This window comes from Mesorhizobium sp. M0195 (assembly GCF_040322115.1).
In the GTDB taxonomy this organism is placed as follows: domain Bacteria; phylum Pseudomonadota; class Alphaproteobacteria; order Rhizobiales; family Rhizobiaceae; genus Mesorhizobium.
In genome coordinates this window covers 674,840-688,083 of sequence record NZ_JAMYSV010000001.1, presented here as the reverse complement: position 1 = coordinate 688,083, position 13,244 = coordinate 674,840, and the positions used below count along the sequence as shown (strand labels likewise).

The window sequence follows — 13,244 nt, the reverse complement described above, 5'->3', positions numbered from 1 at the left end:
GTTGTGCCGGTCAGCTTCCGCATAAACAGGCTGCGGTCAACTGAAATCTCTTTTCAAAACAACGGATTGATCCATGACTTCACGCACCATTCTGATCGTCGACGACGATGACGACCTGCGCGGCACCCTTGTCGAGCAATTGTCGCTTTATGAGGAATTCGATGTCCTGCAGGAAGCGACCGCCGCCAAAGGCGTCGCCACGGCGCGCGGCGGGCTCATCGACCTGCTCATCATGGATGTCGGCCTGCCCGACATGGATGGCCGCGAGGCGGTAAAGATATTGCGCAAGGGCGGCTACAAGGCGCCGATCATCATGCTGACCGGCCACGATACCGATTCCGACACCATCCTTGGCCTCGAGGCCGGCGCCAACGACTATGTGACGAAGCCGTTCCGCTTTGCCGTGCTGCTGGCCCGCATCCGCGCCCAGCTGCGCCAGCACGAGCAGAGCGAGGACGCCACTTTCTCGGTCGGCCCCTACACGTTCAAGCCCAGCCAGAAGCTTCTGATCGACCCGCGCGGCGCCAAGGTACGGCTGACCGAAAAGGAAGCCTCGATCATCAAATATCTCTACCGCGCCGACCAGAAGGTGGTGACCCGCGACGTGCTGCTGGAGGAAGTCTGGGGCTACAATTCCGGCGTCACCACTCACACCCTCGAAACTCACGTCTACCGGCTGCGCCAGAAGATCGAGCGCGATCCTTCCAACGCGGAAATTCTCGTGACAGAAAGCGGCGGCTACAAGCTGGTTCCTTAAACATTTCATTATTCAAATAAGCGATCCGGGCGGGGCGCTTTTCGGGTACGGTCCTGAGGCTGGAGGTGGTTTTGGATCGGCCTCGTAGGGGAGGAGTCGGACTGACGGTTCGGGGACATAGCTAGATGGCGCTGGATGACGACATCCGCATCCTGTCCACCGTGAGGCTCTTCGAGGGCTTTACGCAGGAACAGCTGCGTCTGCTCGCCTTCGGCGCCGAAACCACCAGGTTGCAAGCCGACCACAAGCTTTACCGCGAGGACGACGAGGCCGATTGCGCCTATATCGTGATCAGCGGCCGCATCGTCCTCTACCGCGAGCACGACGGCGAGCGCATCCCGATCGGCACCGCCGGCCCCGGCACCATGCTCAGCGAACTGGCGCTGATCGCCGATACCAACCGGCTGACCAGCGCCTCTGCCGAAATCGATTCGGAAGTGCTGCGGCTCAGCCGCAAGATGTTCCGCCGCATCCTTGAGGAATACCCGGAGCTGGCGGTTCACCTGCACCAGCGCATCTCGGAGGACTTCCAGGCGATGATCCGCCGCATCGAGGAACTTGGGCCGCGTTTTGCCGGCTAATACAGCGCCTCTGGTCTAACCAGATCGATTTCGGAACTGCGAGTTCTCAAGGCCGGTGCGTTGCGGAAACAAGCTCGGCCTTGCGCCGCGCCGTCTCCAGTCCGAGCGCAATGAAGCGGCGCGCATGTTTGGCCAGCTCCATATTGTCGGTCCACAGATTGCGCCAGATGGCGGTTTTCCGCGACAGGTTCTCATCGACGATTTCCGACGAGAAGGATTCGAAGCTGAGGTCGTCGCTGTAGCCGATGGCGGTCAGCGCGTCGAATATCGCGGCAAAATCGATATTGCCGGTGCCGAGGAAGCCGCGATGGCTCTCACCGATATGGACATAGCCGATCTTGCTTGCGGCGTTGCGAATGGCCAAGCCGACATCGGCCTCCTCGATGTTCATATGGAAGCTGTCGAGATGCAGGAAGATGTTGTCGGAGCCGCTGTCCGCGATGAAGGCCATGCCTTGCGCGGCGGTGTTGAGCAGGTTGCTTTCGAAGCGGTTGACGATCTCGAGGTTGAGGCTGACGCCGGCTGATTTTGCTGTCTCGGCCACCTCGGCAAGCGTGCCGGCGCTGCGGTTCCACTGGTCGCGCGTCGGCGCCTCGCTCTGCAATCCATGGCTGGTGCTGAGGATGCCGGCGACCTTTTGCCCGCCAAGATCGCGGGTCAGCGCGATCGTACGTCTCAGGATTTCGACTCCGCGCGCGGCAATCGTTTTGTCGGCGCTCGAAATATCGCCGTCGGCCGGCAGTCCGATGCTGATCGCGACGCCGAGGCCGAGATCGCCGATCCGCTTGGCCAAGCCGTCAATGTCGACATTGGCGGGGTCGAGATAAGAGAATTCGATCAGGTCGAAGCCGGCCTCCCTGGTGTTGGCCAGCGTCCGCTCGAGGTCGCTCTGCGCCGAGCTCGCCGACCAGACGAATGAGTGGATTCCGATGCGCGACATGATTGTCTCCGGTCATTCCAGGAGTAGCGGACCCAAGTCCAAATCGGCTTTTGGCAATCCATTGCTCCGATAAAAAGGTGCGGCCCTACCGGCCGCACCAGGCTTGGGAGGCTTAGCGAGCTGCGGTCCAGCCCTTGTAATCCTTCAAATTGTCGGCCGTGATCAGCTTCGGGTCGAGCAGTACCGTCGGCTCGGCCGGCTTCTTGCCGGCAAGCAGGTCAGCCGCCATCGTCAGCGACTGGCCGGCCATCACATAGGGATCCTGCGAGGCCGAGGCTTTGATCATCGACGTGCCGGAAGCGAGTTCCTTCTCGATATCGGGCGCGCCGTCGACCGCGGTGAAGATGAACTCCGAGCGGTTGAGCTGCTTGGCCGCAAGCTGGGCGCCGATCGCCGTCGGATCGTTGATGGCGAAGACCGCGTCGATCTTGTCGAAACGGGTCAGCAGCGACTGGAACACTTTCAAGCCGCCGTCACGCGAGCCTTCGGCGTTCTGGTCGTCGGAAAGGATCTTGATGTCGGGGTGTTTTGCCAGCACGTCCTTGCAGCCCTTGACCCGCTCCAGGATCGATGACGAGGCCGGGCCGTTGAGGATGACGTAGTCGCCCTTGCCGCCGGTATGATCGACCAGATACTGGCACGCCTCTTCGCCGGCCTTGACGTTGTTGGTCATCACGGTGACGTCGGCGCCCGGCGCCGAAACGTCGAAGGCGGCAACGACGATGCCGGCCGCCTGTGCCTTCTTGACCGCCGGCGCGATCGCCTTGGCATCGACGGCGTTGAGCATGATGACGTCGACGCCGGCGGCGATGAAGGAATCGACCTGCGAAACCTGCTTGTTGAGGTCGTAGTCGGCCGATACCGAGGTCACCTGCACATTCGGATTGATCTTCTTGGCCGCGTCCTCGATGCCCTTGATGGTGGCGACGAAGAACGGGTTGCCGAGCAGGCCGACCGAGATGCCGACCTTGTTCAGGTCCTTGGCTGATGCCGGCGCGATGACGGCGGCCGCAAAGGCTACGCCGCAGAGCAGTTTAGCGATGGTCTTCATTGTTTTATTTTCCTCCTGATGCCCCGCGCCTCTCACGGTGCGTTACACATGAAACCGGCTCGTTGGATGCCGGCGACTAAGGGCCATCACGTTCTTGCTCCTGCCTGGAGCCGGTAACGGTCGAGGGCGACCGCCACGATGATGACCAATCCCTTGATGATGTACTGCCAGATGTCCGAAACGCCGGCGAGGATGAGCCCGTTGGACAGCACGGCGATGATCAGGCCGCCGATCAGCGTGCCCCAGATCGAGCCGACGCCGCCGACGAAACTGGTGCCGCCGAGGATGACCGCGGCAATGGCGTCGAGTTCGTAGGACTGGCCGAGCTGCAGCCCGTTGGCGGCATAGAGCCGGGCCGCCGACATAGCGCCGCCAAGCCCGGCCAGAAGGCCGGAAACGCCATAGACGAAGAGCAGCACCAGCGGCACTTTGATGCCGGTCAGCCTGGCGGCCTCGGCGTTACCACCGACGGCGTAGATCCAGGTGCCGAGCACGGTGCGCTTGAGCACCAGCCAGGACAGCACCACCACCGCCAGCGCGATGATTACCAGCCACGGAATGCCGAACAGCGAACCGTTGCCGATGAAGTCGAACGGCAGGTCCGCGTTGAACACCGTAGTGTCCTGGCCAAGCAGGCGGGCGACGCCGCGCACGGCGGTCAGCGACCCCAGCGTGACGATGAAAGGCGGCAGCTTGATATAGGCGATCAGCAGCCCGTTGATGATGCCGAAGCCGAGCCCGACGAGAATGGCCGCCGGCACGCCCAGCAGTCCCCAATCGGGCACCAGCGACACCATCACCGCCACCATCGCCGAGGCGGCAAGGATCGAGCCGACGGACAGGTCGATGCCGCCGGTCAGGATGACGAAGGTCATGCCGGCTGCCAGCACGATGTTGATCGACGATTGCTGCATGACGATCAGCAGATTGGTTTGGGTGAAAAAGCGCGGGTTGATGAACTGGAAGCCGACCGCCAGCAGAATCAGGATCGGCAGCATGCCGAGTGCGGCGATGGCGGTGCGCCACCTCGTACCTCTGCCGATCGCCCGGTCGTCCGCTTTCATCGTGTCGGCCACCTTGTCGGTCATCGCTGAGCCGCTCCCGTTGCAAGTTCAATGATCGCTTCCTGCCGCAGCGGCTCGCCTTCCGAGGCCGTCACCTCGCCGGCAATGGTGCCGTCGCGCATCACCAGCACGCGGTCGGCGATGCCGATCACCTCCGGCAGTTCGCTGGAGATCATCAGGATGGCGATGCCTTTCTTGGCCAGGTTGTCGATCAGCCGGTAGATTTCCGACTTCGCCCCGACATCGACGCCGCGGGTCGGCTCGTCGAGGATGACGACCTGCGGCTCGGTTTCCAGCAGGCGGCCGAGCAGCACCTTCTGCTGGTTGCCGCCCGACAGCAAGCCGGCATTGGCCTGCACCGAGCTGGTGCGGATGGAGAGGTCTGACACCGCCTTGGCGGCGCGCTTTTCGGCAGCCGCGAAGTCGCGCAGACCGCCGGCCTTCGCGTCCTTTGCCAGCACGCCCATGCTGATGTTGTCGGAGATCGACATGTCGAGAAACAGGCCAAGTTGCTTGCGGTCCTCGGTCAGGTAGGCGATGCCGGCATCGAGCGCCTCGCTCGGCGAACCGAGGGATATCGGTTTGCCGCCGAGCTCCAGCGTGCCCGAGATGTGCCTGTCGGCGCCGAAGATCAGCCGTGCCAGTTCGGTCCGGCCCGAGCCGACCAGGCCGGCCAGTGCCAGCACCTCGCCTTTGTGGAGGTCGAAGGAACAATTCTTTATGAGATTGCCGTCCGACATGCCGCGCACCGACAGCGCGACGGCGCGCTTGCTGTCCGGCGGGCGGTGATCCTTCTTGTAGAAGGTCGACAGATCGCGCCCGACCATCATCGATACCAGGCGCGAGGCGTTCAGGTCGGCGCGGTCGAGCGTGCCGACATAGCCGCTGTCGCGCAGCACGCTGACGCGGTCGGCGAGCTGGTAGACCTCTTCCATGCGGTGGCTGATGTAGATGATGGCGATGCCTTGCGACTTCAGCGTCGCGATCACCTCGAACAGCCGGTCGGTCTCACGCGAGGTCAGCGACGTGGTCGGCTCGTCCATGACGATAATGCGCGCATTGGTCGACAGCGCCCGGGCGATTTCCACCAGCTGGCGCTCGCCGAGCGACAGGCTGGTGACCGGGGTGCGCGCCGAAAAGGCCACGCCGAGCCGCGCGATGATCTCGCTGGCGCGCCGGTTGCACTGCTCGCGGTCGACGATGCCGAACCGTCTTGGCTCGTTGCCGAGGAAGATGTTCTGCGCCACCGACAGATTGGGCGCCAGCGACAGCTCCTGATAGATGACCGCAATGCCGGCGGCGCGCGCCTTGATCGGGTCGCCGGTGGCGGCCGGTACGCCGTCGATCAGGATTTCGCCGCCGGGGTCCGGCCGGTAGGCGCCGGACAGCACCTTCATCAGCGTCGACTTGCCGGCACCGTTCTCGCCCATCAACGCGTGCAACTCGCCGGCGTGAACGGTCAGCGACACATCATGCAAGGCGCGGATCGCCCCGAACGTCTTCGAGATGTGGCGCATCTCCAGCACCGGCTGGCGCACCGTCTCGATCCGAGCGGCGGCGCTCATCGTGCCCCTCCCGAGGCTGCCATGGCCACGCCCCGGTCGGCGGCAAGGCCGCGCCAGTCGTTGCGGTAGCCGGCAAGGCCGCTGAAGCTTGCCGCATGCACCGCCTCCGGCGCCTCGGTGGCAAACTCGCGTCCGACGCTTTCAAAGGCAAGTGCGGCAGCACCGGTGGCGCTGCCCTCCAGCGTTGCGCCCTGCAGGAAGGCCTGCCCGGGCCGCAATTGCGCCAGCAGCGCGGCAAGCAGCCCGCCATTGTTCAGGCCGCCATCGACGATCACCGTATTGTCCGAATGGATCAGCTCGAGGCACAGATCGAGCATCAGCGCGACGTAGAGCAGCGCCACGGCCGCGCGTTCCTCGGCATTGGGCGTACGCCCGACCAGTTCGCCGCGGCGGTGCGGCATCGGGCCGCCGGGCGCGAAGCTCGGCAGCGCCATGATGCCGGCGTCGATCACCCGTTGTACCGATGACGGCGCGATTGCGCCCTGCCAGCCGGCGCTGATCGTGGCGAATTCGCGGCCGCCCATGAAGCGGATGGTCGGCACCGGGCCGCCGTCGACATCGACATTGACCAGCATGTCGCGCTCGCCATCGAGTGCATCGAGCGGACAGTCGGGATTGAGCACGACCACCCAGGTGCCGGTCGAGACCACGGTCACCGGCCCGAGCTGCTGTCGGCGGTAGGCATGGAGCGCAGCATTGCTGTCATGGACGCCGTTGTGGACGGCGACCGGCTTGGCGGCCCGGCTGAAGCGCTGCTCGCCGATCACCGCGCCGGCACGCTCGAAGGCGGGCATCTGGCCGCGCCAGCCCTCGGCATCGACCAGCGAGCTGAAATCGCGTTTGCGCGGCGCCCATAGATGCGAATGGCAGCCGAGATAGGAGACCTCCGACACCGGCCGGCCGCCAAATCGCCAGCTCCAATATTGGGGGTAGCCGAGGATCGACGTCGCTGTGGCGAAGGCACCGGGCTCCACCTCCTTCAGCCACAACATGTGGCGGCCGTAGTTGAAGCCAAGCGGCAGGCGCGGTGAAAAGGTCTCGGCAAAATCTGGAATGCGGCGGTCGATCTGCGCGGCGATTTCAGCTGGCGGTTCCTGCTCGTAATCGAGGATCGGATGCGTCAGCTCGGCTTCGTCGATCAACGCGAAGGTGCAGCCATGGCCGGATACCATCAGCCCTTCCACGCCATGCGTATCGACGGCGTCATCAATGGCGCGAGCCGCCCAGTCGTGCAGCGTTGCCTCGTCGAGCACGCTGAAGCCGCCTTTGCGGATCCAGCTCGGCTGGGTGCGGCGCTCGTCTAGGATCTGTCCGTTCTGGCCGAAGACGAACAGCTTCGAATTGGTCTTGCCGAAATCGAGGACCGCGATGTTCACTGGGCGCCTCCCGAGGAAGCGGCGATCCTCACCGTGACGCCGGCATCTTCGAGCATGCGGGCATCTGTCTCGGACAGGCCGTCATCGGTGACCAGCGTGCCGATCCGCGACAGCGGCAGCGCCACATTGCGCGCGTGGATCGACAGTTTTCGGCTGTCGGCCAGCACGACGATCTGGTCGGCGCAGAGGCTGAGCTCGACGATCGAGCGGACCAGCAGCGGGTGCGATTCCAGAAGGCCTTCCTGGCCGATGCCTTGCGCGCCGAGAAAAAACTTCGAGGCGTAGAACGGCACCGTCTGCGTCAGCGAATGGATGATGCCCGGCTCGCGGTAAAGGTCGCCGCCGGCAACGGTCAGACTGCAATGGCCGTGATCGCTGAGATAGGCCGCGAGCGGCATCGAGTTGGTGTAAAGCCGGATATTGCGGTCGGCGAGCTTGACGCCGAGATGGAAGCAGGTCGAACCGCCATGCACGATGACCGCGTCGCCGTCGCGCACCATGGTGGCGGCGAGAGCGGCGATCTGCCGCTTGGCCTCGACGGCGAGGTCGCGGTTCTCGTCATAGGGCCTGGCATAGGCGACGCCGGCTTGCGAAGCGCCATCGAGCGCCGAGATGCCGCCATAGACCTTGCGCGCTTCGCCGGCCTCATCGATCTTGTCGATGTCGCGCCGCACCGTCGCCGCCGACACGCCAAGCCGCTCCTGCAGCTCGCGCACCGATGCGAAAGGCCGGTCCCGCAAAAGCTCGACGATCTGACGCTGGCGGCCGGAGTCGCTCAACCGTTACCTCCCAATGTGCTTGCCTCCCAAGCCACTGCACGGCATGCCATTTTGCACGGCAATTGGTGCAACTTACTCAACGGCCCTCGGATTGCAAGCCTGATTTGACGCGATAACATCACTGTTGACGTAACTTACTCGCATCTGCGATACCAGCGTCGGTCTTCGTCCCGGCAACAGGGCGTCCAAAGCCGTGGCCACGCGGCCGGTTTGTGGAGGAATTTCGATGACGATCAGTGCGGATGCGCAGGAATTGGCAGCGCTGCGGTCGCTTTCCGCCGAGATTGGCAGCGACCCGCATCTGACCCAGGCCGCCGGCGGCAACACCTCGCTAAAAGCCGGTGGCACGCTCTGGATCAAGGCCTCCGGCACCTGGCTGAAGGACGCGCTCACCGCGGACATCATGGTGCCGGTCAGCATTCCGCCATTGCTCGACGCCATCGAACGACGCGACCCGACCGCCGAACAGCCACAGGCCTTCGCTGTCGGCGCCCTCAATCCGCGCGGCTTGCGCCCCTCGATCGAGACCACCGTACATGCGCTGATGCCGCAGCGCATCGTTCTGCATGTCCACTGTGTCGAGACCATTTCGCTGGCCGTGCAGGCCGACTGCGAGGCCGAGGCCGCCAGGCGGCTCGACGGCCACCAATGGGCATATGTTCCCTATCGCCGGCCGGGACTGCCGCTCGCCCAGGGCATCGCCGAGCGCCTGCGGCCAGGCGTGGACATACTGATCCTCGGCAACCACGGCCTGGTCGTTGCAGCCGACACTGTCGCTGAGGCAGGCATGCTGCTGCGCCGCGTAACCCGGCTGTTGGCACGGCCGCCGCGCCAGGTGGCTGAGCCGGACACCGCGGCATTGATGGCGCGCGCCGGCGACAGCGACTACAGATTGCCGGCGGATGTCGAGGCGCACGCGGTGGCGATCGACCCCGAAAGCTGCCGCATGGCTTCGGGCGGCAGCCTCTACCCCGACCACGTCATCTTTCTCGGCAAGGGCTCGGTCGTGGCGAGGCCGGCCGAGGGTGTGAAGCGCGTCATCGAGCGCTGCGGCGCCGCACCCGCGGCGATCCTGTTTCCCGGCCTCGGCGTGTTGATGCGCGGCGACGCGGGCGCCGGTGCCGACGCCATGCAGCGCTGCCTCGCCGATGTGACCGCGCGGGTCGATGTCGCAGCGAAGCTTAATTATCTGACAGCGGCAGAGAATGACGAACTGATCAACTGGGACGCCGAAAAATATCGCCAGAAACTCAATGCGGGAGGCAGCTGACATGCCGCGTTCGTCTGGCCCGCTTGCCATCGGCATCGACATCGGTACATCCGGCGCGCGCGCCGTCGCCATGCGCCCGGACTTTTCCATTGCCGCGCATTACGCTATTGCCCTCGAGCGATTTGGGCCGAACGGCCGCGACCCCGCCATCTGGTGGGAGGCGGTCGGCGCGACGTTGGCGGAACTGCTCAAATGTATCGATCGCGCGGCAGTGCGCTCGATCGCCGTCGACGGTACGTCGGGTACGCTGCTGCCGGTCGACGGCGCCGGGCGGCCGCTGGCCGAACCGCTGATGTACAACGACAAGGTCGCTGACCACACAATTCTGAGTGAAATAGCCGGCGCAGCACCGGCAACGAGCGCTGCCCTTGGGGCGACGTCCGGTCTCGCCAAGGCATTGTCTTTCCAGCACCTGCCCGGCGTCGCCGCTGTGCTGCACCAGGCCGACTGGATCGCCGGACAGTTCTCCGGCCGCTTCGATGGCAGCGACGAAAACAACGCATTGAAAACCGGCTACGATGTCGAAACCCGCCGCTGGCCGGACTGGATCGCGGCCACCGGAATGCGCATGGAATTGCTGCCTGGCGTCGTGCGGCCGGGCGATGTCACGGGTACGCTCACCGCCAGCGCCGCGAAAATGTTCGGCCTGCCGCGTGATGTGGTCGTGGTCGCCGGCACCACCGATGGCTGTGCGTCGTTCCTGGCAACCGGCGCGACGGCGGCGGGCGACGGCGTCACTGCGCTCGGCTCATCGCTGACCATCAAGATTCTCTCCGACCGGCCGATCTCGGCGCCGCAATTCGGCATCTACAGCCATCGGCTGGGTGACACCTATCTGGCGGGCGGCGCCTCGAACTCCGGCGGCAAGGTTCTGGCCCAGCATTTCCCCGTCGCCCGCATTGTCGAACTCAGCAAAAAAATCGACCCGGCGACCGAGACCGGTCTCGACTATTACCCGCTGCCGGCGCCGGGCGAACGCTTCCCCATAGCCGATCCGGCGCTGCCGCCGCGCCTCGAGCCGCGGCCCGCCGACGACGCCGATTATCTGAAAGCGATGCTCGAGGGTATTGCGGCGATCGAAGCGCTCGGCTATCGCCGGCTTGCCGAACTCGGCGCACCCCGGCTGACATCGGTCAGGAGCGTCGGCGGCGGAGCGGCCAATCCGGCCTGGACGGCAATCCGGCAGCGCAAGCTTGGCGTCGCTCTCGTGCCGGCTCTTTCGGAGGAGGCCGCCGCCGGCACGGCGCGGCTGGCGCTGATGGGCGCTAGCGCAGCGAGGCTTTTATGACGGCCAAGGCAATTCAACACCTCGACGGCATCGCCGCGCTGGCCGAGCGCTATCAGGTATTCCTGCTCGACCAATTTGGTGTGCTGCACGACGGCACCAGCGCCTATCCAGGCGCTGTCGAGGCCTTGTCGGCACTCAAGCGCGCCGGCAAGACCATCGTGCTGATCTCGAATTCCGGCAAGCGGGCGCAACCCAATGAGCGCCGCCTATTGAAGCTCGGCTTCGAACCGGGAAGCTGGGATCACTTTGTCTCCTCCGGCGAGGTGGCGTGGCGCTCCTTCCATCAAATGGCGGCATCCGGAGCCCTGCGCCCGCAGACAAAATGCCTGCTGATCCGCCGCGACAATGACCGTTCGGCTGTCGACGGCCTGCCCTTCGTCCTGGCCAAGGACGGCGACGATGCAGAACTGGTGCTGATTTCCGCCAGCGAGGGCGATCGCTACGACCTCGACCATTATCGCCGGCTTCTTGGTCCGGCGGCGGCGCGCCGGGTGCCATGCTTCTGCACCAATCCCGACAAGATCATGCTGACTGCCGTCGGCCCTCGCTTCGGCGCCGGCCGGCTCGCCGATCTCTATGAGAGCCTCGGCGGCAGCGTGGCGCGCATCGGCAAGCCCAATCCGCAGATATTCGAGGCAGCGCTGGCACTGGTGGGTCACCCGGAGCGCGCCAGCGTGGTCTGCGTCGGCGACAGCGTCGAGCACGACATCGCCGGCGGCAACGGCGTCGGTATCGCGACGACGCTGGTCCTGTCGGGCATATTGGCGGGGGCGCCTGACCTGGACGACGTTTTCGCCGCGCTCAACGCCCGTCCCGACTACATCGCGGATAGCTTCAGGTTTCGTTGAGTTGTTAAGGCGAGACAAAGCTAATCGAGGTTGAAACGCCCGATCACCGGCACGTGGTCCGAGGGCCGTTCCCAGCCGCGTGCCGGCCGCAGGATTTCGTAGCCGGCAAAATGCGGCACCAGGTTTGGCGACGACCAGATATGGTCGAGGCGGCGGCCACGATTTGAGGCCTGCCAATCCTGGGCGCGATAGCTCCACCAGGTGTAGAGTTTCTCCTCGTAAGGCACATTGAGCCGCATCAGGTCGACCCAGTCGCCGGAGAGCCGCATCGCCTCGAAATTTTCCGTCTCGACCGGCGTATGGCTGACGACGTTGAGGAGTTGCTTGTGCGACCAGACATCGTGCTCGAGCGGCGCGATGTTGAGGTCGCCGACCAGGATCGAGCCGGAGTGTTCGTCATGCTCGGCCCGCACGGCGTTCATCTCGGCAACGAAATCGAGCTTGTGCTTGAACTTTCGGTTGACGGCCGGGTCGGGCTCATCGCCGCCGGCCGGAACGTAGAAATTGTGCAGCAGGATCGTTTTGCCGCCGGCCTTGACGGTGACCGACAGATGCCGGCTGTCGTCGATCTCGCAGAAGCGGCGCTTTTCGACCACCTCGATCGGCCGGCGCGCTATGGTCGCAACGCCGTGATAGCCCTTCTGGCCATGGAAGGCGATGTGCTCGTAGCCGAGCTTGCGGAACGCCTTCTCCGGAAACAATTCGTCCGGAACTTTGTTTTCTTGCTGGCTTAGCAGTGCGGGCGCGTGCTCGACCACCTGGGGCTCGACGATCGGCATGCGCAGCCGAACGGAGTTGATGTTCCAGGTAGCGACGGAAAACGGCATGTGGGGTTCCGGACAACGCAAGATCCGCCGGATGGCTCCGACGGAAGTCAATCGCGGAAACTACTGCCAGCCGCGCACCGCAAAAACAAGCCGCCCGCACCAACGCGCAAAAGCCATCCCGCAGCAGTAGAAAGTTACCGCGTCTTGGTGTTCAGCTCGCGGTTCGCCGTATAATCGATGGCGAAGGTGTCGGGGGCGAAGCTGACGCCCTCCTTGGTGTTGAAGATCATCACCGTTGTGTCCTTGCCTTGCGCATCGGTGATGGTCCACTGCCGCAATTCATAGGATTTCGGATCGAACATCATGGTGATCTTCGAATTGCCGAACACTGATTTGTCGGCAAGCTGGATGGTGGTGAGATCGTTTTCTTCCTTGACGCTTCTGACGCGTCCGCCCGAGAGATCGATCTTGTCGTCGAGCAGCAGCTTCAGCGGCGTCTTCGACAGCGGATAGAGGTCGGAGGTCCGCAGTTTCTTGTTGAGGATGACCACCGACTTGCCGTCGGAAATCACCCTGAAGTTCGAGGCGCCGTCATAATTGAAGCGGATCTTGCCCGGCCGTTCCAGAAAGAACTTGCCGCCGGTCTGCTCGCCCTTGGGCCCGAACTGCACGAACTCGCCGCTCATCGATTTGACCGAGGAGAAATGATCGGCGATCTTCTGCGCCGTCGCCGGAACCGCTGCTTGCGCCGACGCCAGCAGCTGGAAGCCGGGCACGACATTGGCGGCCGCCGCACCGGCCAGGACCAGACCGAGGCCGAGCACCTGCCGGCGGGTTGGGGCAAAAACCCTTTTTGGGGCGAGAGTTGCGTTTTTCATGCCGGTCACCATCATCTGATTGCTTGCTCGTTATATTGGTCTGGCCCCCCAGTTGGGCTTAAGTTTGGCGGGCCGCACGG

The 13,244-nt window shown here is 64.3% G+C and carries 13 protein-coding genes; 5 read left to right on the top strand and 8 right to left on the bottom strand.

Annotated features, from left to right (window positions below):
* Positions 1-73 precede the first annotated feature (73 nt).
* Both NKJ12_RS03475 and NKJ12_RS03470 read left to right on the top strand, forming a co-directional pair.
* A complete protein-coding gene (locus tag NKJ12_RS03475) occupies positions 74-757 on the top strand; it encodes a response regulator transcription factor (RefSeq protein ID WP_023680479.1) in 684 nt (227 codons plus the stop codon).
* A gap of 125 nt (positions 758-882) precedes the next feature.
* Positions 883-1,338 carry a Crp/Fnr family transcriptional regulator gene (locus NKJ12_RS03470; RefSeq protein WP_352690298.1) on the top strand — a complete coding sequence of 152 codons (456 nt, stop codon included), beginning with the start codon at positions 883-885 and terminating at the stop codon, positions 1,336-1,338.
* Between the two features lie 46 nt (positions 1,339-1,384).
* Here NKJ12_RS03470 and NKJ12_RS03465 read toward each other — a convergent pair whose 3' ends face one another.
* From NKJ12_RS03465 to NKJ12_RS03440, 6 genes are all read right to left on the bottom strand, one after another.
* On the bottom strand, positions 1,385-2,278 hold the full coding sequence (locus NKJ12_RS03465) for a sugar phosphate isomerase/epimerase family protein (protein ID WP_352649396.1): 894 nt from the start codon (positions 2,276-2,278) through the stop codon (positions 1,385-1,387).
* Between the two features lie 112 nt (positions 2,279-2,390).
* Positions 2,391-3,329 (bottom strand): ABC transporter substrate-binding protein, encoded by a 939-nt coding sequence (locus tag NKJ12_RS03460; RefSeq protein WP_254817805.1) that lies wholly within the window; start codon positions 3,327-3,329, stop codon positions 2,391-2,393.
* Positions 3,330-3,415: 86 nt separating this feature from the next.
* Positions 3,416-4,393, bottom strand: a complete 978-nt coding sequence (locus tag NKJ12_RS03455; protein WP_502896084.1) for an ABC transporter permease subunit — start codon at positions 4,391-4,393, stop codon at positions 3,416-3,418.
* A 20-nt stretch (positions 4,394-4,413) separates the two neighbouring features.
* On the bottom strand, positions 4,414-5,958 hold the full coding sequence (locus NKJ12_RS03450; protein ID WP_352701266.1) for a sugar ABC transporter ATP-binding protein: 1,545 nt from the start codon (positions 5,956-5,958) through the stop codon (positions 4,414-4,416).
* A complete protein-coding gene (locus NKJ12_RS03445; RefSeq protein WP_352691696.1) occupies positions 5,955-7,334 on the bottom strand; it encodes an FGGY-family carbohydrate kinase in 1,380 nt (459 codons plus the stop codon). Before NKJ12_RS03445 ends, NKJ12_RS03450 begins: the two co-directional genes overlap by 4 nt.
* The gene (locus tag NKJ12_RS03440; protein ID WP_352649392.1) at positions 7,331-8,113 is read right to left on the bottom strand and encodes a DeoR/GlpR family DNA-binding transcription regulator; all 783 of its coding nucleotides are present in this window, start codon (positions 8,111-8,113) and stop codon (positions 7,331-7,333) included. The genes NKJ12_RS03445 and NKJ12_RS03440 overlap by 4 nt, the downstream gene beginning before the upstream one ends.
* Before the next feature lie 226 nt (positions 8,114-8,339).
* On the opposite strand from NKJ12_RS03440, the gene NKJ12_RS03435 reads away from it, so the two are divergent.
* From NKJ12_RS03435 to NKJ12_RS03425, 3 genes are read left to right on the top strand one after another with little or no spacing between them, the layout of a single operon-like run.
* On the top strand, positions 8,340-9,383 hold the full coding sequence (locus tag NKJ12_RS03435; protein ID WP_352691695.1) for a class II aldolase/adducin family protein: 1,044 nt from the start codon (positions 8,340-8,342) through the stop codon (positions 9,381-9,383).
* A 1-nt stretch (position 9,384) separates the two neighbouring features.
* Positions 9,385-10,671, top strand: a complete 1,287-nt coding sequence (locus NKJ12_RS03430; protein WP_352691693.1) for an FGGY-family carbohydrate kinase — start codon at positions 9,385-9,387, stop codon at positions 10,669-10,671.
* A complete protein-coding gene (locus NKJ12_RS03425; RefSeq protein ID WP_352691691.1) occupies positions 10,668-11,519 on the top strand; it encodes a TIGR01459 family HAD-type hydrolase in 852 nt (283 codons plus the stop codon). The genes NKJ12_RS03430 and NKJ12_RS03425 overlap by 4 nt, the downstream gene beginning before the upstream one ends.
* 20 nt (positions 11,520-11,539) lie before the next feature.
* Here the strand turns inward: NKJ12_RS03425 and NKJ12_RS03420 are convergent, their stop codons facing one another.
* Positions 11,540-12,346 carry an exodeoxyribonuclease III gene (locus NKJ12_RS03420; RefSeq protein WP_352701265.1) on the bottom strand — a complete coding sequence of 269 codons (807 nt, stop codon included), beginning with the start codon at positions 12,344-12,346 and terminating at the stop codon, positions 11,540-11,542.
* Between the two features lie 134 nt (positions 12,347-12,480).
* Positions 12,481-13,164, bottom strand: a complete 684-nt coding sequence (locus NKJ12_RS03415) for an outer membrane lipoprotein carrier protein LolA (RefSeq protein WP_352691687.1) — start codon at positions 13,162-13,164, stop codon at positions 12,481-12,483.
* Positions 13,165-13,244: the final 80 nt, after the last annotated feature.